The organism is Enterococcus sp. DIV2371 (assembly GCF_050498525.1).
Lineage (GTDB): Bacteria > Bacillota > Bacilli > Lactobacillales > Enterococcaceae > Enterococcus_B > Enterococcus_B mangumiae.
In genome coordinates this window covers 2,160,154-2,181,014 of sequence record NZ_JBIPAJ010000001.1, presented here as the reverse complement: position 1 = coordinate 2,181,014, position 20,861 = coordinate 2,160,154, and the positions used below count along the sequence as shown (strand labels likewise).

Sequence of the window (20,861 nt, the reverse complement as noted above, 5' to 3'; positions counted from 1 at the left end):
GGTGAGATGAATGGGCGCTTCATTAAATGAAATCAAGACACGAATCGCGTCAACGAAAAAGACGAGCCAAATCACTCGTGCCATGCAAATGGTCTCAGCCTCTAAATTGACAAAATCTGAAGCTTCTTCACAGAAGTTCCAGATTTATGCCAACAAGGTCAGAGAAATCGTTACGCATCTAACAGCGACACAATTAACTGACATTGCTTCTTCTAATCCAAGAGGAGATGTCAATTATAATAGTATGCTGATCAGTCGACCAGTTAAAAAAACCGGATATATCGTGATCACAGCTGATGGTGGATTAGTTGGTGGCTACAATAGTTCTATTTTGAAACAGACCATGTCTATTTTGGAAGAAGACCATCAATCACCAGACGAATATGTCATGATCGCTATTGGCGGTACCGGAGCGGATTTCTTTAAAGCTCGTGACATCAACTTAGCGTATGAACTGCGCAATTTGTCTGATCAACCTAGCTTTGATGAGGTTCGTAAAATCGTGAACATGGCAACAACCATGTATCAAAATGAAGTATTCGACGAATTGTATGTATGTTATAACCATCACATCAATTCATTGACTAGTCAATTTCGTGTAGAAAAAATGTTGCCAATTTCAGACTTAGATCCGGGCGAAGCGAAAAGCTTTGAGCAAGAATATATTTTTGAACCTTCGAAAGAAGAAATCTTGGCTCAACTATTGCCGCAGTATGCCGAAAGTTTGATTTATGGCGCGATCGTCGATGCGAAAACCGCAGAACATGCTGCTGGTATGACCGCTATGAAAACCGCAACAGATAATGCTGCGAATATCATCGATGATTTGACGGTTTCATACAACCGTGCAAGACAAGGGGCGATCACCCAAGAAATTACCGAAATTGTTGCCGGAGCATCGGCACTAGAATAGCAAGGAGATTGGAGGAAAAAAGATGAGTTCAGGCAAGATTGTTCAAGTAATCGGTCCCGTTGTCGACGTGGAATTTTCTTTAGACCAATCCTTACCAGATATCAACAACGCATTAGTTGTTTATAAAAATGATGAGAAAAAATCAAAAGTTGTTCTTGAAGCAGCGTTAGAATTAGGTGACGGAGTGATCCGTACGATTGCAATGGAATCTACTGATGGATTGCAACGTGGGATGGAAGTCATTGACACAAGTAAAGCAATCTCTGTACCAGTTGGAACAGAAACGTTAGGTCGTGTGTTCAACGTATTGGGCGAAACGATCGATTTAGAAACACCATTTCCAGAAGATGCGCAAAGAAGTGAGATCCACAAAAAAGCACCAAATTTTGATGAATTAAGTACAAGTACAGAGATTCTTGAAACAGGGATCAAAGTTATTGACTTATTAGCACCTTATTTAAAAGGTGGGAAAGTTGGATTGTTTGGTGGTGCCGGTGTTGGTAAGACCGTTCTGATCCAAGAATTGATCCACAACATCGCCCAAGAGCATGGTGGGATCTCAGTATTTACCGGTGTAGGTGAACGTACTCGTGAAGGGAATGACCTATACTATGAGATGAAAGATTCTGGCGTTATCGAAAAAACAGCGATGGTGTTCGGACAAATGAACGAGCCACCAGGTGCACGTATGCGTGTCGCACTAACTGGTTTGACGATCGCGGAATATTTCCGAGATGTTGAAGGACAAGATGTGCTCTTATTTATTGATAATATTTTCCGTTTCACACAAGCAGGTTCAGAAGTATCTGCCTTGTTAGGACGTATGCCATCAGCGGTTGGTTACCAACCAACGTTAGCTACTGAAATGGGACAACTTCAAGAACGGATCACTTCAACGAAAAAAGGTTCGATCACGTCGATCCAAGCAATCTATGTACCAGCGGATGACTATACTGACCCAGCGCCAGCAACGACATTTGCCCATTTAGATGCAACGACGAACTTAGAACGTAAATTGACAGAACAAGGGATCTACCCAGCGGTTGACCCACTTGCTTCTTCATCCAGTGCGTTGTCACCTGAAATCGTTGGAGAAGAACACTACAAAGTAGCAACTGAAGTCCAACACGTACTACAACGTTACCGTGAATTGCAAGATATCATTGCTATCTTAGGGATGGATGAATTATCGGATCAAGAAAAAGTGTTGGTTTCACGTGCGCGTAGAATCCAATTCTTCTTATCACAAAACTTCAATGTAGCTGAACAATTCACAGGTCTTCCAGGTTCTTACGTACCGGTCGAAGAAACGGTTAAAGGTTTCCGTGAGATCCTTGAAGGTAAATACGACGATCTTCCTGAAGAAGCGTTCCGTAGTGTGGGCCGAATCGAAGACGTTGTCGAAAAAGCGAAAAAACTAGGCTACTAGAAAGGGGTGCCCCATGGATCAATATTTAACTGTTAATGTGGTTACTCCCGATGGTTTAGTTTATGATCACCATGCGGCAATCGTTGTTGCACGAACTACTGCCGGCGAACTAGGTATTTTACCGCAACATGCGCCCATCATCGTGCCATTAACGATCGATGAAGTGCGTGTGAAACGGACAGATTCAGATACACACGTTGACTGGATCGCTGTCAATGGCGGCATCATGGAAGTGCGTGATAACTTAGTTTCAATCGTCGCTGATAGTGCGGAACGTGAACGAGATATCGATGTATCTCGAGCAGAACGTGCAAAACAACGTGCTGAACGACAAATCGAAGAAGCCAAACAAAAAGAAGATAAGAATGAATTGAAACGGGCAACTGTTGCTTTACACCGAGCAGTGAACCGAATCAATGTATCGAAGCATAAGTAATTACTGATCAACTAAGTAGTAATTGAATGGAGTGAACAACTCCAAAAGAAGAGAACGAGATACCTTTGGATGCATCAGCTTCCATGAGTGTCTCGTTCTCTTCTTTTTTTTACACAGTGCTGATTGCTTGCAGTACACCATATTAAAAAACTCTAAGTTAATTTCGTTGCTATAACTCATCATCGCTAGTCCTTAATAATCAATGAATTTAAATTTATTATATATGATGTAAATGAATGTTTTTTTCATTCATTTTTCAGAGTTTGTCAAGAAAATTACAGATATTTATCATTTTTGCAACCAATAATTTCTACTTTTATAAAATTTATGGTATCATCAGTGTGTTAGTTATCAAAAAACATTTGTTAGAAAGGGCGTAATGATGCAAGTATATGGTATTGATGCAATCATTCGGATCGTTAGTCACTTGGCATTTATTTACTTAGCCTTTTGGTCTTTGCGTTCTTTACGCGTTGACGCTTTTTTTCGGTCAATGTATACGACACAAATTAGAATGGCAATTGTCCTTTTTTCAATTTTTTTAGGGTATACAGCGAGCAGTTTTTTCTTAGAGATCATTGCGCTATGTCGAAATCTTTTCGTCAGCCTATAATTTTAAAAAAAGGTACTATTTTAAAACAAGAAGTGATATAATAAAAAAGATTTTGAGCGAATGTATACTCAACGGATTTTTTTTGGGGGGAACAACATGGAAGAGATCATCGTAAAAGGTGGCAATCAATTAAAAGGAACAGTAAAGATTGAAGGAGCAAAGAACGCGGTTTTACCGATTTTAGCCGCAAGTTTATTGGCTGAAGAAGGAACAACCGTTTTAGATAATGTGCCAATTCTTTCTGACGTGTTCACTATGAATCAAGTGATCCGTCATTTGAACGTAGATGTAGCGTTTGATGAAGAAAATAATCGTGTGACACTTGATGCATCGAGAGAATTAGAAATTGAAGCACCTTATGAATACGTAAGCCAAATGCGTGCCTCAATCGTAGTAATGGGACCATTACTAGCTAGAAATGGTCATGCAAAAGTTGCGATGCCTGGTGGATGCGCGATTGGAAAACGTCCGATCGATCTACACTTGAAAGGCTTCCAAGCATTGGGAGCAAAAATCATTCAAAAAAATGGTTATATCGAAGCAATCGCGGATCAACTGATTGGAAATACGATTTACCTTGATTTCCCAAGTGTTGGTGCGACACAAAATATCATGATGGCTGCTGTCAAAGCAAAAGGCACAACGATCATCGAAAACGTTGCACGTGAACCTGAGATCGTCGATTTAGCGAATATCTTAAATAAAATGGGTGCAAACATTTATGGCGCTGGTACAGAAACGATGCGTATTGAAGGCGTGGATCATTTGCATGCAGTCAATCATTCGATCGTCCAAGACCGTATTGAAGCTGGAACCTTTATGGTAGCAGCAGCAATGACTGAAGGCGACTTATTGATCGCTGATGCCATTTCTGAGCATAATCGTCCATTGATCTCTAAATTGATCGAAATGGGCGCAACGATCACAGAAGAAGCTGGTGGCGTTCGTGTCATCGGTCCAAAACACATTTTACCGACAGATGTTAAGACAATGCCTCATCCAGGGTTTCCAACGGATATGCAAGCACAAATGACTGCTATCCAATTGGTTGCAGAAGGAACGAGCGTTGTGACTGAAACAGTCTTTGAGAACCGTTTCCAACATCTAGAAGAAATGCGCCGAATGAATGCACATGTGAAAATCGATGGCAATATTGCGATCATGGATGGCAATCATGAATTACAAGGTGCTGAAGTTTATGCAACAGATTTAAGAGCAGCAGCAGCACTTGTCTTAGCCGGTCTGAAAGCAAATGGCATCACACGCGTTCGTAATCTTAAATATTTAGATCGTGGCTATTATAATTTCCATATTAAATTGCAACAATTAGGTGCAGATGTGGAACGAGTAAACGTAGAAGAAACACCAATCGAAAAAGCACCACAAACAATCGCTTAAGGATGTGACGAGAGATGACGAATTCACGCTATATTTTAATAAGTATGGTAAAAATTTTAGCTGTCATATTACTTGTACTCCTGCTGTTCATCATTGGGACAATGATCGGATATGGTTTGATTGGCGGTGGAAGTCCATTTAAGGTCTTTCAACCGAGCTTATGGTTGCATATCTTCGATTTCTTTAGTTAAGTATGTACACTAAGAAGTAGATAAGATAAAATAAAGAGGCTGGCAGCTACTGTCTTGCCTCTTTTTTATGGAGATGAAAATATGAAAAAAGTTTTGATTTATTTAGTCCGAGGGTATCAGCGGTTTATTTCGCCTGCTTTTCCGCCAAGTTGCCGATACTATCCAACTTGTTCTAATTACATGATCCAAGCGATCCAAGTGCATGGCGCGCTTAAAGGAACACTGATGGGTACAGCACGGATCTTTCGTTGCCATCCATTTGTGAAAGGCGGAATCGATTATGTTCCTCGGAACTTTCGCTTGACTCGTAATAAAGAAGATAAAGAAATGCCAGAATACAAAAAATACACGAAAAAAAGGCACTGATTTTTCAAGATAGGAGAATAAGATGTTTGAACAATTGAACAAAAATGATTTGCCATGGGCGTTGCTATTAGAAGCAGATCCTGACAAAGATAAAGTGATGGCGTATGTCACAAATGGCGATGGTTTTATCTGGAAAGAGCAAGATGAAGTGATTGGTGTACTTGTTTATGAAATTAGAGACACAGAATTTGAGATCATGAATGTTTCTGTTGCTGATGCGCATCAAGGGAAAGGCATCGGAGGTAAGCTGCTTGATCATGCCATCGAACGCTTGAGCAAAGAAAGTGGGCAACAAACAAAAATCTTGATCCGTACAGGAAGTATCACCAATCCAGCGTTACATCTTTATCAGAAAAAAGGATTTGAAGAAGTATCAAGGGAAAAGGATTACTTTATCAATAACTATCCAGAACCAATCTATGAAGAAGGAATCCTTCTCAGAGATCAAGTAACCTTAGCCAAAAAACTGTAACTCAAAAAAGAAAGCGTTTCATAATAAGGGAAATCAAGTACTGAGGAGGAAGAAGTAAAAATGGGTATTTTAGCATTCGACTTTGGCGGTTCAGCTGTCAAGTATGGTTATTGGGAACAAGAAACACTTACGCACAAAGATCAATTCACGACACCGGCTACATGGGAAGAAATGAAAGCGCAATTATTATCGGTATTCCAACGATTGTCACAAGAAGTAGCAATCAGCGGGGTTGCTTTTAGCGCACCTGGTGTAGTTAATAGTGAGCGACAAGTGATTGAAGGCATCAGCGCGATCCCTTATATCCATGGCTTCGATATTTATACTGAATTGCAAGAATTATTTGGCCTATCAGTTGCTATGGAAAATGATGCGAATTGCGCGGGTATGGCTGAATTTTATGAAGGTGCTGCTCGTGACTATCAAAATGTTGCTTTCGTTGTGATCGGTACAGGAGTAGGGGGTGCAATGTTCACCAATGGCGAGTTGAATAAAGGTGCCCATCTATATGGCGGTGAATTTGGCTTGATGTTTCTGAATGGTGAGCATACCTTCAGTACGTTAGGGACAGCCGTCCAAATGGCGTGGCGATACTGTGAGCGCAAAGGCTTAGATAAACATACCTTTAGTGGAAAAGAAGTGTTTGAATTAGCTGAAAAAGGTGATCCAATCGCACAGGAAGAAGTTGAATCTTTTTATGATTATTTAACTAAAGGATTATTTAGTATCCAATTTTCATTTGATCCTGAAATAATCGTATTAGGTGGCGGCATCTCAGCGAAAGAAGGGTTATTGTCAGAAATCAATCAACGCATGAAAAAATTGACATCTCATTTTGGGTTAAATGATTTTGATCCGATGATTACTTTATGTGAATATCGCAATGATGCGAATTTAATAGGAGCAGCAGCTAATTATTTAGCACAACAAGAATCTATGAAATAAATTATCAGTTAGAAAACACACAGTGAATGTTTTCTGCCGTCAAATGTGATAAACTATTGAGGAGGTGGAGAATGATGTCAAAAAAGAATAAAGATATTGAAGTGCGTACCGAAGAGATCAAAAAAACGATCAAAGGGAACACATATGATGTAACACAGTTATTTATTGGTAAAAAAATGATTGGTGAAATTTTAGCTTATGGGCCCAAAGAATTTGAGATTTTCTTGGGCGAAGAAGATTTCGGTAAAGAAAAAAGTCTTGAAAATGCGATAGAAACAGTGATTCGTCATTGGAATCTACACGAATAAAAAAATATCAAAAAAATTTTCAATAAAGGGTTGCAATCACTTGGAAAATTAGGTATTATAACTAAGTCAGGTTGATACAAACCTTTCGGAGGAGTAGCGAAGTGGCTAAACGCGACGGACTGTAAATCCGTTCCTTAGGGTTCAGTGGTTCGAATCCACTCTCCTCCATTTCATTGGGGTATAGCCAAGCGGTAAGGCAAGGGACTTTGACTCCCTCATGCGTTGGTTCGAATCCAGCTACCCCAGTTTCTAGAGTGATCCGTCGAAGATCACTCTTTTTTTTGTGTAAAACACCTTGTTTCTTGCTGATTTTTCTATTATAGGCTAGAGTAGATATAAGAAGAAAAAAGGAGGCGGCACAAATGAAATGGAAACAAAAAGTAGATGAAACAGCAGAAAAAATTTACGACCTGATCAAATCAGAAAAGTACAATGTAGAGATCCAAGTACCGAAGAAATCAGAAAAGTTTGTCCAAATCAAAGCAAAACGTCCGACGAATCATACGAAGAAATGGTTGTCTAAAAATCGTTAAGAATAACAAAAGCTCTGAAGTTCACATAATCTTGTGTTCTTCAGAGTTTTTGTTATTTTTCAATCTCAATACCTAAGACGGTCAAGTGACCATTACCAACTAATTTGATGACTAAAGCGGCCAATTGTTTTGGTGTCATGTCCGTATCACTTGTGACCCACCAGTGTAAAGTGCCAGTGAAAATGGCAGTCATGTACTCCGTAATAAAGTCAATGGGTACCTCTAATTCGTTTTCGGTGATTCTCAAATGGTCAAAAATGGTGGCGTATTTATCCGACAAAAAAATTTTTAACTTCTTTCTGAAAAACTCGATCGACGTGCCATCTAACGTCGTTATAAATATCGCTTTGTTTTCAGCAATCAATTGATAAATTTGAGTCAATGCCCGATTGACCCGTTTCAACTTCAGTTTATTCCCTTCCATCAATGGTTCTAAGTCTAAGATCGAAGTAAAGGTCTGGATAGCGATGTGGAATAAATGTTCATAAAGATCTTGTTTATCTTTGAAATGGGCATAAAAAGTTGCCCGATTGATCATTGCTTCATCTGCAATCTCTTGGATCGTGATCTGTTCCATGCTTTTTGTTTCTAGTAAACGTAAGAACGCTTCAATAATCATTTTGTTGGTACGCTTCACTCGAAGATCATTTTTCTTCATCATCAAAATCTCCTCACTTTTGGTCGACAAATCGTTCACAATTGTTGTTTATCTCACAAACGGACGGTTATTGCTTATTGTAATCGATAAAAAAGGTTTTAAAATAGATATATGTAGTATAACAGACGGTTTGTTCAATATTCAACAAAGTGTCTTTTTTAAGAAGGTGGCGAGTCGATGAAAATGTACGGAGGTATCGATGTTGGATCTACGACAGTAAAATTAGTGATCCTGGATAAAGACGGAAAAGCTCTTTTTACTAAATATGAACGACATTATGCAGATATTAGAAAAGCAACCATCAATATATTAGAAGAGGCCCAAGCCAAGCTCCAAGATCAGGCGATTGCTTTTGCGATCACAGGTTCTGGTGGTATGGGCTTAGCGGAACAGTTGCAATTGCCATTTATCCAAGAAGTGATTGCTTGTACAAAAACGATCGAAGAAAGAATCCCTGAAACAGAAGTGGCCATCGAATTAGGTGGAGAAGATGCAAAAATCACCTTTTTTGGTTCTTCTTTAGAACAACGGATGAATGGTAGCTGTGCAGGTGGGACAGGGGCATTTATCGATCAGATGGCTGCACTCTTAAAAACAGATGCGAATGGCCTGAATGACTTAGCCAAAAACTATCAACAGCTATATCCGATTGCTTCTCGTTGTGGTGTATTTGCTAAAACAGATGTACAGCCTTTGATCAATGAAGGAGCAGCTAAAGCGGATATCGCCGCAAGTATTTTCCAAGCTGTCGTCAATCAAACGATTGCCGGCTTAGCAGCAGGGAGAAAAATCAAAGGGAAGGTCGCCTTTTTAGGTGGACCACTTTATTTTATGTCTGAATTGCGTCAACGCTTTATTGAAACGCTTGATCTTTCATCAGAAGATGTGATTTTTCCAGAAAATCCTCAACTATTCGTTGCGCTAGGTGCAGCGTATCACGCAAAAGCTTCTGAGGAAGAGATATTGAGTCAATTGATCCAGAAGTTGAAAAGTCAAAACAAAGAGTCGCTTGATAGTTCTCGTTCTTTAGCGCCTCTTTTTCAGACAGAACAAGAGTTAAATGAGTTTCACCTTAGGCATGAAAAAGCAACAGTGAAAGAACGTCCCCTCGCTACTCATCATGGGGTGGCATTTTTAGGCATCGATGCGGGTTCGACCACGACGAAAGTCACCTTGATCAATGAATCAGGAGATCTATTGTTCTCGTTTTATGGAAACAATGAAGGTCAGCCCTTAGAAACAACGATCAGTGTATTGAAAAACATGTACCAACAAATGCCTACAGGCTGCTTTATCGGAAAAGCAGTAGTGACTGGCTATGGCGAAGCGTTGATCAAGAGTGCCTTGAAGATCGATATCGGCGAAGTCGAGACGATGGCGCATTACAAAGCAGCGAATTTTTTTCAACCAGGTGTTGATTTTATTTTAGATATCGGCGGACAAGATATGAAGGCAATGACGATCAAGGTCGGCGCGTTATCCTCGATCCAGTTGAATGAAGCGTGCTCTTCGGGCTGTGGTTCATTTATTGAAACATTTGCCAAATCATTGGGATACGAGATCCAAGATTTTGCTAAAGCGGCGATCACTGCCAAACATCCAGTAGACTTAGGTTCAAGATGTACGGTCTTCATGAATTCGAAAGTGAAGCAGGTACAAAAAGAAGGGGCTTCGGTTGGAGATATTTCAGCTGGACTCTCTTATTCTGTGATCAAGAATGCGGTGTACAAAGTGATCAAAATCAGAAAACCAGAAGATTTGGGCAGTAAAATCGTTTGCCAAGGCGGAACGTTTTACAATGATGCAGTCTTACGAGCTTTTGAAAAAATCAGTAGGCGTGAGGTCGTTCGCCCGTCGATCTCAGGATTGATGGGCGCATATGGTGCTTCTTTGATTGCATTAGAAGCCTACCAAAAAGGCGAAAAGAGTGAACTACTCTCATTAGAAGAATTGTCGCAATTGACGACAGAAAAAGAATTGACGCACTGTGGGTTATGTGAGAACAATTGCTTATTGACTGTCACTTTATTTTCAGATGGCAGAAAGTTGATTTCTGGGAATCGTTGTGAACGTGGTGCACAGATCAAGATCAAAAAAGCGGATAAGAAAATCAATTTAGTGGCTGAAAAATCCCGACAGTTATTTCGTTACCGGCCATTGCGAAAAACGGAAGCTGTCAATGGCGAGATCGGTCTTCCAAGAGTGTTGAATATGTATGAAAACTTTCCGTTATGGCAGACGTTCTTTCGGGCATTAGGCTTTCGAGTGGTCTTGTCGCCTCGTTCGAGTAAGGAAATCTATGAACAAGGGATTGACACGATTCCTAGTGATACTGTCTGCTATCCAGCGAAGCTCGCCCATGGTCATATCCAATCATTGATCGATGCTGGTGTTTCTTGTATCTTTTATCCTGGTGTGATTTTTGAGCAAAATGAGAATCGCCAAGCGGACAATCATTTTAATTGTCCCATCGTCCAAAGCTATCCAGATGTCATTAAAAACAATATCGATGTGATTCGTGAAGGGCGAATCGATTACCGTCATCCTTTTTTGAATCTAGCAAATGAAGCATCTGTCGCAAAAACGTTACATCAAACATTTGCTGACTACGGTTTTTCAAAAGAACAAATAGCAGAAGCCTTACATCAAGGATACGAAGCATTAGCAAGGTTTAAAAAAGATCTTCAAAAGAAGGGCGAAGAAACATTGAGGATGCTTCACGAAAACAATGAACGGGGTATCGTCCTTGCAGGGCGTCCGTACCATCTCGATCCAGAAATCAATCATGGGATCGCAGAGTTGATCACACAAGAAGGTTTTCATGTCCTGACAGAAGACAGTATTGCCCATCTAGGAGATGTCGGTCAGTTACGTGTAGTCAATCAATGGGTCTATCAATCACGACTGTATGCCGCGGCAAGAGTCGTTGCCAAGTCCAACGAGTTAGAACTCGTGCAATTAAACTCCTTCGGTTGTGGCATCGATGCGGTGACAACGGATCAAGTCGAAGAAATAATGGCGCAATATGGCAAATTGTACACGGTATTGAAAATCGATGAAGGCGCAAATTTAGGCGCAATCAGGATACGCTTGCGTTCACTAAAAGCGGCGGTCAATGAACGAACAAAACAACAGTTCTATCCGACGAAGCAATTTGCGGAACCTAAGAAAATCACGTTTACCAAAGAAATGAAGAAAAAGCATACGCTATTGTTACCCATGTTAAGTCCTATCCATCAATCTGGCTTAGTCGATGTCGCATTGAATGCTTCAGGGTATCAAGTCGTTTGTTTGCCAGAAGAAAGTGGAAATGCCATTGATGTGGGTTTGAAATATGTCAACAATGATGCGTGCTATCCAGCGATTATTTCAATTGGACAAATAGTAGAAGCATTAGAAAGCGGAGCATATGATTTAGCACATACGAGTGTGATGATGACACAGACAGGCGGTGGGTGTCGAGCTACCAATTATATTCCACTTCTGCGAAAAGCGCTTGATGAAGCGGGATTTCCGCAAATTCCAGTCGTTTCTGTTTCTTTCGGCAATCAAGGAGTCGAGTCATCTCCAGGCTTTACGTTCACTTTGCCTTTATTGAAACGTTTAGCTGTCGCATTTTTATATGGCGATCTTTTTGAGCGGGTCGTTTACCGCACGAGACCTTATGAGATCGAAAAAGGGATAGTCGATAAGTTACACCGTGACTGGCTTGAACAAGTAAAAAGCAATGTGAAAAATGGTTCTCTGATACGATTCAACCGTAATATGGAAAAAATCATTCGTGATTTTGATACGATCCCGCTAACCAATCAAACGAAACCGAAAGTAGGGATCGTTGGAGAAATACTCGTCAAATACTCATCGACAGCCAATAATAATATCGTTCGTCTATTAGAAGAAGAAGGTGCTGAAGTCGTTGTACCTGACATCATGGGTTTTATGAATTACTCGCTATACAACCAAGTTTGGAAATATGAACATTTAGGTCATGCGAAAAAAAGTAAATGGGTCGCTCAATTTCTTATTCGATTGATTGAACAAGTGGTCAAACCAATGGATAAAGTGTTAAGACAATCGCAACGTTTCGATGGGATAACGCCGATCAGTCAATTAGCAGAGGAAGCAAGTCAGATTCTCTCCATCGGTAATCAGACGGGTGAAGGGTGGTTCTTGACAGGAGAAATGATTGAATTGTTGGAAAACGATGTCGCGAATATCATTTGTATGCAACCATTTGGCTGCCTACCGAATCATGTGGTAGGAAAAGGGGTATTCAAAGAATTGCGTTATCGTTATCCTAAAGCTAATATCACAGCAATCGATTATGATCCAGGAGCTTCGGTAGTCAATCAACTGAATCGTATTCGTTTGATGATGGCGACTGCAACGAAAGCCTTGAATCAATAGTTTGTAGGATGACTTCCGTGGATGAATCGCCTATTTACTGAGTAATAATCAAGCGCGCGTGTTACTTTAAACTGATACTTTAGTAGAGTTGATAATCAAGGAAACTTAGATAAAGGCTGGTACGTCAGTTTGTTTGTACTTTAGCGAACAGTGTCCGTTTACTCTTTTTGGTTGTGAATTAGGTATATACCAGTTATAATAAAAGAAATGAAAGGGCGGGTAGATGTTATGTCGAATCAATTACCGGTATATATACAAATCCATGATCAAATCAAAAGTGAAATCGAGCAAGGCGTTTGGAAGATCGGGGATCGTCTTCCTTCAGAAAGAGAATTAGCCATTAAGTTCAATGTCAGTCGAATGACTTTAAGACAAGCCATCCAAAACTTAGCAGACGAAGGGATTCTTGAAAGAAAAATCGGTTCGGGAACTTACGTTGCACGAGAAAAGGTTCAAGAAAAAATGTCTGGCGCAACAAGTTTTACCGAAATCATGGAGTCACAAAATCGTGTGCCATCCAGTCGAACGATTTCTTATTTTCTGACTTCACCAAGTTCAAGCGAAATGGAAAAATTGCAACTAAATAAAGAGGATACGATCTTACGAATGGAACGTATTCGTTTTGCTGATGATATTCCGATTTGTTTTGAGATTGCCAGTATTCCTCAAAAAATCATCAATGGGTACAGCAAAGCGGAGATTACAGAGTCGCTTTATCGAACCCTTGAAGAAAAAAGAGGGAATAAAATCGGTGCGGCCAAACAAACGATTTCAGCAGTCCTAGCTTCAGAAAAAATTGCTGAATATTTGGATGTCAAACGAGGAGATGCGGTCTTACGATTAAGACAAATCTCTTATTTCGAAGATGGTACACCTTTTGAATACGTACGTACGCAATACGTGGGTGATCGTTTTGAATTTTATTTAGAAAGATGATCGTACGCGAACAAAAAACCAGAGGATAGGAGGCTGCGATGCTATTGCCTACTCTCTGGTTTTTGTTATACAGTGCTTAAATCAATCTTTTGGTTGAACGAGCTGTTCATAATAGGAGACAGCTCCCTCAGTAAAGTTCACTTGACCACTCAATAGCTCAATGATCGACTCTTGAAATGCAGTGATTTCTTTTTCGTTGACCATACAAACAACGATCACTTTATCCGTATAGAGGATCTCTTTGACATTGACCTGCTGGAGCTCTAAAAAATTCTCTATTTTTCCTAACTGTGGATAGGCAAGATGAATCGACAACTCTTGCTGTAATGTCCCTTCAACGATTCCGATTTCCTGCAATGCGTGGGAAACCGAGTGCGCATAAGCTCGGATCAAACCTCCAGCGCCTAGTTTGATTCCGCCAAAATAACGAGTCACGACAGCCGCGACATTGATCAATTCATTTTTTTTGATGACCTCTAACATCGGTACACCGGCAGTCCCGCTCGGCTCTCCGTCGTCACTACTTCGTTGGATTTCATTTTTTTCACCGATGACGAAGGCACTGCAATTATGGTTGGCTTTCCAATGTTCTTTTTTTGTTTCTTGGATAAATTGTTTGGCTTCTTCTTCCGTTTCGACACGTTTCAGTGAACAGATAAAACGTGATTTTTTTATTTCGAGTTCACTTTGACCATTTTCTTTGATCGTATAATAACGTTCTAACATCTGTCTCACTACTTTCATTTGTTTGTTCTTCTCTCTTTTCAAGTATAGAGAATTTTTTTCTTCATTTCAATTATGTTAATAGTTGCTTAACGAAAGGAATATGGGATAATGAAGAAAAGAGAGGGGGCGTAAAAATGAAAGAACGAGTCAAAAAATATGATGCAATCACTCATTATTTAAAAACGAATGGTGGTTCTCAGATCACGTTGACTTTCACTCAAATCGATGAATTGCTTTTTCCAAGCAGTGCCTTGCCCCGTTCTGCGCGAGAAAGTACGGATTGGTGGGCAAATGATTACAAACATCCTGAAAAAGGAGCCTATGGTTGGATCAATGCAGGATATGAAGTCGTTGTGATCAATCTAGAAAAAGAATTTATCGTATTTAACCAATTAGTCAAATCCAGCTGGTTGTTTGACGAATAACTATTCTTCGACTCGATGAAGATCCAAGCACTTGCTTTTAGTCCAGTTCCAGGGACTAGCTACATATATCAGTATGATCTGAGAGGTCGGGACAGAAGTGTTCAGCCTCGAGAAATAAGACGGGAACCACGAAAATTGCTTTTCAAATTTTTGTGGTTCCCGTCTTATTTCCGAAGAGGTTACTTCTGCTCCCGCCGTTTATTCGTTTTTTAGGTATACAGCAAAAGTAAATTTTACTTTTTTCTCAGACTTCAGTTTCATACTTTTTTTGTATCTCTTTTGCACGTGAGAATCTTTTTTTTATCGTATTTATTTTACGAAAGGAGAGAATTGAACATGCAAGTGGAGGATTTTCATGGGCGCCGTTTATTGTCGAGAGAAGTCGACGGGAATGAACATCATTTTACGGAATCAAAGTATAAAGTGGTCGATGCAGTCACACTAAAAAGAAAGCAAGTTTACTGCAATCGTTGCAGCCAAAGAACGCCATTGCAAGAAGCAAAGATCAACGAATCTTGTTATTACTGTCCCCATTGTCTACTTTTAGGGCGTTGCGATACCTTGCAACAACTCTACTTATTCGAACAACCAAAGGGGCAGGAACGCCGTGTAAAATACTGCTGGGCAGGACAACTGACAGTGTTGCAACAACGGATTTCGAGTGAACTCAGTGAGCAGTCTGGTCAGCATTTGGTATGGGCAGTCACAGGATCAGGTAAGACTGAAATGCTTTACGAGAGTATCCGCAAGACATTAGAAAAAGGCAATAGAGTCGCTATTGCCTCACCAAGGATCGATGTTTGTCAGGAACTATATCTCCGACTAGTGAATGTGTTTCCTGAAGAAACGATTGGTTTGCTTCATGGAAAAGCAAAAGAACCTTATCGATACAGTTCCGTAGTGATCTGCACAACGCATCAGTTGTACCGTTTTTATCAGGCATTTGCCTTATTAGTGGTCGATGAAGTCGATGCTTTTCCATTTGTTGGTGATCAAGGCTTGAATTACGCAGTGAGAACAGCTTTGCAACCAAGCGGAAAACTGATCTATTTAAGCGCGACACCAGACGACCGATTATTGAAAAAAAGTCGAACCACGATGGCTATCCACCAGCTGGCTTTGCGCTTTCATCAACGGTTATTGCCGGAACCTAGCTTGCTTTTTTGGAACAAGTGGGCGAGTCGCTGTCTGCACCCAAGAAAAAACCGACCGTTGCGCCGTTTGATCCATGAACTGATCAAAGAGAATCACGTCTTGTTGTTTTGCCCAAGTATCCAATTAATGGAACAACTGGAAAATCAGTTGAAAAACCAACTTTCATGTCGCATTGTATCTGCCTCCTCAAGAGATGAGAGGCGTAGCCAAAAAGTCCAGAGTATGAGAGAACAGCAATACGATCTTTTTTTGACTACGATGATCTTAGAGCGTGGTGTGACCTTTGAGCGAATCTCAGTCATCGTTTTAGGTGCTGACCACCCTGTATTCAGCAAATCGTCCCTAGTCCAAATCGCAGGGCGGGCGGATCGAAAGGGAGGATTTACGAATAGCAAAGTCTATTTCTTGTATGAAGAAAAAACACTGGCGATTGCAAAAGCATGTAAAGAAATCAAGCAAATGAACCGAAAAGGAAAAGCGCAACGTGATGAAATGCGTCTATTGTAAGAAACCATCCATCAGAAATTTGCAATTAAGTGAATTGCTTGGGCTGGCAAAAATCCCTAGATGTTGCGCTGCCTGTCATTCCTTATTCCAACGTATCCAACAAGAAGACAACCGTCACTGCCAGGGATGTCAAAAAGGAGTGAGTAACCTTGATATTGCTCAGAGCAGGTATTGTCCAGACTGTTTGACTTGGATTGCGCGTCATCCTAACTATGCATTTTGCCATCGAGCTTTGTTCCATTATGATAAAGCGTTCCAAGCTTGGCTCAAACAGTATAAGTTTATGGGAAACATCCAGTTGGCACAGACATTTATCGTAGAATTGCAAGAATTAAAAAAACGCTACAAGTCGTTTATTTTTTGTCCAATTCCATTGTCTGAGGAAAGAATCAAAGAAAGAGGGTTCAATCAAGTCAGCGAAATGTTGAAAGCTGCAGGACTTCCTTTTCAAGAATTATTGCTGAGAGAAAAACACCAGACACCACAAGCAAAGAAGACAAGGGAACAACGTCTTGCTACGCCACAGCCGTTCGTATATCAAGATGATAAAAATAAAATCGAAGGAAAAAATATCTTGTTGATCGACGATGTTTACACGACTGGTCAAACAATGTTTCATGCAGCCTCATGCCTCTTTCCGCAGTCACCGAATAAAGTACAGACGTTCTCACTTGCTAGATAAGCTTTTTATAGAAACCATCGTAAAATGACAGCGATTTAGTTTGCAAAAGCCTAGGAGTTCGATATAATGGATATAAGAAGAGGGAAAGAGTGGTCCTTCTCCTTCTTGATTGTGGTAGATGAAAGGGGTAGTTTTTATGTTTAGATATAATGTACGCGGCGAAAATATCGAAGTAACTGAAGCGATTCGTGACTACGTTGAGAAAAAAGTAGGGAAATTAGAACGTTATTTCAGCGATGCTCCCGATGCTACGGCGCATGTGAATTTAAAAGTTTATACTGAAAAAACAGCAAAAGTGGAAGTTACGATTCCATTACCTTATCTCGTATTACGTGCCGAAGAAACTTCACCAGATCTATATGCAAGTATTGATTTGGTTGTTGATAAATTGGAACGTCAAATCCGCAAATTCAAAACAAAAATCAATCGTAAATCTCGTGAAACAGGCTTGAACACAGCGAACGCTGCGGTTATGTTCAACAATGAAGACGAAGAAGAAAACGAATCTGAATTAGATATCGTTCGCACAAAACGTTTGTCATTGAAACCAATGGACAGCGAAGAAGCAGTCTTACAAATGAATATGTTAGGCCATAACTTTTTCATCTTTGAAGATGCTGAAACGAATGGTACAAGCATTGTTTACCGTCGTAAAGATGGCAAATATGGATTGATCGAAACTGATTGATAAATAACGAAATAATAACATGAAAAAAACTTGCAGTGGCCTATGATGGCTACTGCAAGCTTTTTTTTCGCTTGAGCATATGAAAAAGAATATGAAATAATTATGAAGATATTACTTTAATTGACGTAAGTTATTTCATTTATCCACAACTAATGATAAAATAGGAAAAGAGTCTACATAGTTTGGATATTATATAAAAGGAGATTACACAACGCATGGCCAATTTTATTCGTTCGATTATCGAAAATGATAAGAAAGAACTAAAACGTTTAGAAAGTATTGTAAAAAAAATCGAAGCTCATGCTGATGAAATGGCAGCATTAACAGATGAACAATTACAAGCAAAAACAACAGAATTCAAAGAAAGATATAAAAAAGGGGAAACATTAGATCAACTTTTACCAGAAGCTTTCGCAGTGGTTCGTGAAGCAGCGAAGCGCGTATTGGGTTTGTACCCTTATCCTGTCCAGTTGATGGGGGGGATCGTCCTTCATGATGGGAATATTCCAGAGATGCGTACCGGTGAAGGGAAAACCTTGACTGCTACGATGCCTGTTTATTTAAATGCTTTGACAGGAGAAGGCGTTCACGTTGTCACAGTCAATGAATACCTATCCACTCGTGACTCCAATGAAATGGGTGAATTATATAACTTCTTAGGTTTGACAGTTGGTTTGAATATCAATTCAAAATCAGCAGACGAAAAACGTGAAGCTTATAATTGTGACATTACGTATAGCACGAACAATGAACTAGGATTTGACTATTTGAGAGATAACATGGTCGTATACCGTCATCAAATGGTACAACGTCCATTGAACTATGCAATCGTCGATGAGGTCGATTCGATCTTGATCGATGAAGCTAGAACACCATTGATTATTTCTGGACAAGCAGAAAAATCAACTGCTTTATATACTCGTGCAGATAACTTTGTCAAACGCTTGAAAGAAGAAGAAGATTATAAGATCGACGTACAATCAAAAACAATCAGTTTGACTGAATCAGGGATCGAAAAAGCAGAAGAAACTTTCGGTTTGGATAACTTATACGATATCGAAAATTCTGCCTTGACGCATCATATCGATCAATCATTACGTGCGAACTATATCATGATCTTAGATATCGATTATGTGGTTCAAGACGGTAAAGTAATGATCGTTGACCAATTTACTGGTCGTATCATGGATGGACGTCGTTATTCTGACGGATTGCACCAAGCAATCGAAGCAAAAGAAGGCGTGGAGATCGAAGATGAAACTAAAACAATGGCATCGATCACCTTCCAAAACTTCTTCCGTATGTATAAAAAATTATCTGGTATGACAGGGACAGCGAAGACTGAAGAAGAAGAGTTTAGAGAAATCTACAACATCCAAATTATTCAAATCCCTACAAATCGTCCAGTCATTCGTGATGATCGTCCAGATTTACTTTATCCAACATTAACAAGCAAGTTCAATGCAGTCGTTCAAGACATCAAAGATCGTTACCGTAAAGGTCAACCCGTTCTTGTAGGTACGGTTGCAGTTGAAACATCTGAATTGCTTTCTGATCTATTGAACCGAGAACGCGTCCCTCATGAAGTCTTAAATGCGAAAAACCACTTTAAAGAAGCCGAGATCATCATGAATGCTGGTCAAAAAGGAGCAGTGACGATCGCGACGAACATGGCCGGACGGGGAACGGATATCAAGTTAGGTTTAGGAGTCCGTGAGTTAGGCGGTTTAGCTGTTATTGGTACAGAGCGTCATGAATCAAGACGTATCGATAACCAGTTACGTGGACGTGCAGGTCGTCAAGGAGATCCAGGGATGTCACAATTCTACTTGTCTCTTGAAGATGATTTGATGAAACGATTTGGTTCAGAACGAATCAAAGCATTCTTAGAACGCATGAAGATCGGTGAAGAAGATGCAGTGATCCAAAGCAAGATGTTGACGAAACAAGTTGAATCTGCGCAAAAACGTGTCGAAGGAAACAACTACGATACACGTAAAAACGTTCTTCAATACGATGACGTGATGCGTGAACAACGTGAAGTCATCTATAAACAACGCCAAGACGTGATCATGGAAGAAACAAGTTTATCTGAACCATTGATGAATATGGTCAAACGCACGATCAGTCGAGTGGTGGATGCACATACACAACTTGAAAAAGAAAACTGGAATCTTGAAGGGATCGTTGACTTTGCCGGTAGTACACTTGTCCATGAAGACAGCATTTCAATGGCTGATCTAGAAGGCAAGACACCACAACAAATCAAAGATTTCTTAAATGAAAAAGCGCAAGAAATCTTTAACACGAAAGCAGCACAACTAAATGGCCCTGAGCAATTGCTTGAGTTTGAAAAAGTTGTGATCTTGCGTGTTGTCGATTCTAAATGGACAGATCATATCGATGCGATGGATCAATTGCGTCAATCGATTGGATTACGTGCCTACGGACAAAACAATCCACTTGTTGAATATCAAACAGAAGGATATAAAATGTTTGAAGACATGATCGGTGCAATCGAATATGAAGTGACACGTATCTTTATGAAAGCTGAGATCCGTCAAAACGTTCAACGTGAACAAGTGTCTCAAGGACAACCTGTTCAACCAACGGAAGGTGACGCGAAAGAAAACAGTCGCTTGAATGTGAAATCACAACCTGTCAACGTCAACAAAGTGGGACGTAACGACCCATGTCCATGTGGCAGTGGCAAGAAATTCAAAAACTGTCATGGTAAAAATGCTAATTAACCTTTAATGATCAGAAAAATAAATCATTGAGATTGATTAGCGCTACTTGAAAAATATAGAAGAGAAAACTTCGCTCACACCTTTCTGAGCGATTCTCTTTACACACAAAAATAGTTAGGGTATTCCTAAAATCCAATTTTCGATTGGTATGGATACCCTGAGATCAAGAAATATTCAGCCTCTAATAATAAGGTGGAATCCGCAAAAATTGTTCGTTGAATTTTTGTGGATTTCACCTTATTTCCGAAGAGGTTGCTTTTGGCACACACAAATCTCTACTATCTTATAAGAACTGGGTGAGAGGAAGAAGCACGTGCAGTCGC

The 20,861-nt window shown here is 40.0% G+C and carries 20 protein-coding genes and 2 tRNA genes; 20 read left to right on the top strand and 2 right to left on the bottom strand.

The window, feature by feature from the left end:
* Positions 1-10: 10 nt before the first annotated feature.
* The 13 genes from IGL24_RS10150 (at position 11) to IGL24_RS10090 (ending at position 7,604) form a co-directional block, all read left to right on the top strand.
* A complete protein-coding gene (locus tag IGL24_RS10150) occupies positions 11-913 on the top strand; it encodes a F0F1 ATP synthase subunit gamma (RefSeq protein ID WP_206853596.1) in 903 nt (300 codons plus the stop codon).
* A 22-nt stretch (positions 914-935) separates the two neighbouring features.
* Positions 936-2,342: a F0F1 ATP synthase subunit beta gene (gene atpD, locus IGL24_RS10145; protein ID WP_206853598.1), complete on the top strand. Its 1,407-nt coding sequence runs from the start codon at positions 936-938 to the stop codon at positions 2,340-2,342.
* A gap of 13 nt (positions 2,343-2,355) precedes the next feature.
* A complete protein-coding gene (locus IGL24_RS10140; RefSeq protein ID WP_206853600.1) occupies positions 2,356-2,778 on the top strand; it encodes a F0F1 ATP synthase subunit epsilon in 423 nt (140 codons plus the stop codon).
* A gap of 382 nt (positions 2,779-3,160) precedes the next feature.
* A complete protein-coding gene (locus IGL24_RS10135) occupies positions 3,161-3,391 on the top strand; it encodes a DUF1146 family protein (protein ID WP_207699437.1) in 231 nt (76 codons plus the stop codon).
* 96 nt (positions 3,392-3,487) lie between these two features.
* A complete protein-coding gene (gene murA / locus IGL24_RS10130; protein ID WP_207699424.1) occupies positions 3,488-4,789 on the top strand; it encodes a UDP-N-acetylglucosamine 1-carboxyvinyltransferase in 1,302 nt (433 codons plus the stop codon).
* Positions 4,790-4,803: 14 nt separating this feature from the next.
* Positions 4,804-4,980, top strand: coding sequence for a DNA-directed RNA polymerase subunit beta (locus tag IGL24_RS10125; protein WP_207114951.1), 177 nt, complete (start codon positions 4,804-4,806; stop codon positions 4,978-4,980).
* 81 nt (positions 4,981-5,061) lie between these two features.
* Positions 5,062-5,346 carry a membrane protein insertion efficiency factor YidD gene (yidD, locus tag IGL24_RS10120; protein WP_206853606.1) on the top strand — a complete coding sequence of 95 codons (285 nt, stop codon included), beginning with the start codon at positions 5,062-5,064 and terminating at the stop codon, positions 5,344-5,346.
* 22 nt (positions 5,347-5,368) lie between these two features.
* Positions 5,369-5,818, top strand: a complete 450-nt coding sequence (locus IGL24_RS10115) for a GNAT family N-acetyltransferase (protein WP_206853609.1) — start codon at positions 5,369-5,371, stop codon at positions 5,816-5,818.
* A 60-nt stretch (positions 5,819-5,878) separates the two neighbouring features.
* Positions 5,879-6,763, top strand: coding sequence for an ROK family protein (locus IGL24_RS10110; protein WP_207699423.1), 885 nt, complete (start codon positions 5,879-5,881; stop codon positions 6,761-6,763).
* A 71-nt stretch (positions 6,764-6,834) separates the two neighbouring features.
* The gene (locus tag IGL24_RS10105) at positions 6,835-7,071 is read left to right on the top strand and encodes a DUF2969 domain-containing protein (protein WP_206853613.1); all 237 of its coding nucleotides are present in this window, start codon (positions 6,835-6,837) and stop codon (positions 7,069-7,071) included.
* An 87-nt stretch (positions 7,072-7,158) separates the two neighbouring features.
* A tRNA-Tyr gene (locus tag IGL24_RS10100) sits at positions 7,159-7,239 on the top strand.
* Positions 7,240-7,245: 6 nt separating this feature from the next.
* Positions 7,246-7,317 (top strand) — tRNA-Gln (locus IGL24_RS10095).
* A 116-nt stretch (positions 7,318-7,433) separates the two neighbouring features.
* A complete protein-coding gene (locus tag IGL24_RS10090) occupies positions 7,434-7,604 on the top strand; it encodes a hypothetical protein (protein WP_206853615.1) in 171 nt (56 codons plus the stop codon).
* Between the two features lie 52 nt (positions 7,605-7,656).
* Here IGL24_RS10090 and IGL24_RS10085 read toward each other — a convergent pair whose 3' ends face one another.
* Positions 7,657-8,265, bottom strand: a complete 609-nt coding sequence (locus tag IGL24_RS10085) for a TetR/AcrR family transcriptional regulator (protein WP_206853617.1) — start codon at positions 8,263-8,265, stop codon at positions 7,657-7,659.
* Positions 8,266-8,439: 174 nt separating this feature from the next.
* Between IGL24_RS10085 and IGL24_RS10080 the strand changes: the two genes are divergently transcribed.
* On the top strand, positions 8,440-12,669 hold the full coding sequence (locus IGL24_RS10080; RefSeq protein ID WP_207699422.1) for a 2-hydroxyacyl-CoA dehydratase: 4,230 nt from the start codon (positions 8,440-8,442) through the stop codon (positions 12,667-12,669).
* Positions 12,670-12,897: 228 nt separating this feature from the next.
* On the top strand, positions 12,898-13,605 hold the full coding sequence (locus IGL24_RS10075; protein ID WP_207699421.1) for a GntR family transcriptional regulator: 708 nt from the start codon (positions 12,898-12,900) through the stop codon (positions 13,603-13,605).
* 81 nt (positions 13,606-13,686) lie between these two features.
* Here the strand turns inward: IGL24_RS10075 and IGL24_RS10070 are convergent, their stop codons facing one another.
* A complete protein-coding gene (locus IGL24_RS10070) occupies positions 13,687-14,331 on the bottom strand; it encodes a YigZ family protein (RefSeq protein WP_206853755.1) in 645 nt (214 codons plus the stop codon).
* A gap of 134 nt (positions 14,332-14,465) precedes the next feature.
* On the opposite strand from IGL24_RS10070, the gene IGL24_RS10065 reads away from it, so the two are divergent.
* The 5 genes from IGL24_RS10065 (at position 14,466) to secA (ending at position 20,538) form a co-directional block, all read left to right on the top strand.
* Positions 14,466-14,756 (top strand): DUF7662 domain-containing protein, encoded by a 291-nt coding sequence (locus IGL24_RS10065; protein ID WP_010734907.1) that lies wholly within the window; start codon positions 14,466-14,468, stop codon positions 14,754-14,756.
* Between the two features lie 336 nt (positions 14,757-15,092).
* Positions 15,093-16,418 (top strand): DEAD/DEAH box helicase, encoded by a 1,326-nt coding sequence (locus tag IGL24_RS10060; protein ID WP_207699420.1) that lies wholly within the window; start codon positions 15,093-15,095, stop codon positions 16,416-16,418.
* Positions 16,399-17,100: a ComF family protein gene (locus IGL24_RS10055; protein ID WP_207699436.1), complete on the top strand. Its 702-nt coding sequence runs from the start codon at positions 16,399-16,401 to the stop codon at positions 17,098-17,100. The genes IGL24_RS10060 and IGL24_RS10055 overlap by 20 nt, the downstream gene beginning before the upstream one ends.
* Before the next feature lie 136 nt (positions 17,101-17,236).
* Positions 17,237-17,788: a ribosome hibernation-promoting factor, HPF/YfiA family gene (hpf, locus tag IGL24_RS10050; protein WP_010734910.1), complete on the top strand. Its 552-nt coding sequence runs from the start codon at positions 17,237-17,239 to the stop codon at positions 17,786-17,788.
* A gap of 215 nt (positions 17,789-18,003) precedes the next feature.
* The gene (secA, locus tag IGL24_RS10045) at positions 18,004-20,538 is read left to right on the top strand and encodes a preprotein translocase subunit SecA (protein WP_207699419.1); all 2,535 of its coding nucleotides are present in this window, start codon (positions 18,004-18,006) and stop codon (positions 20,536-20,538) included.
* Positions 20,539-20,861 lie beyond the last annotated feature (323 nt).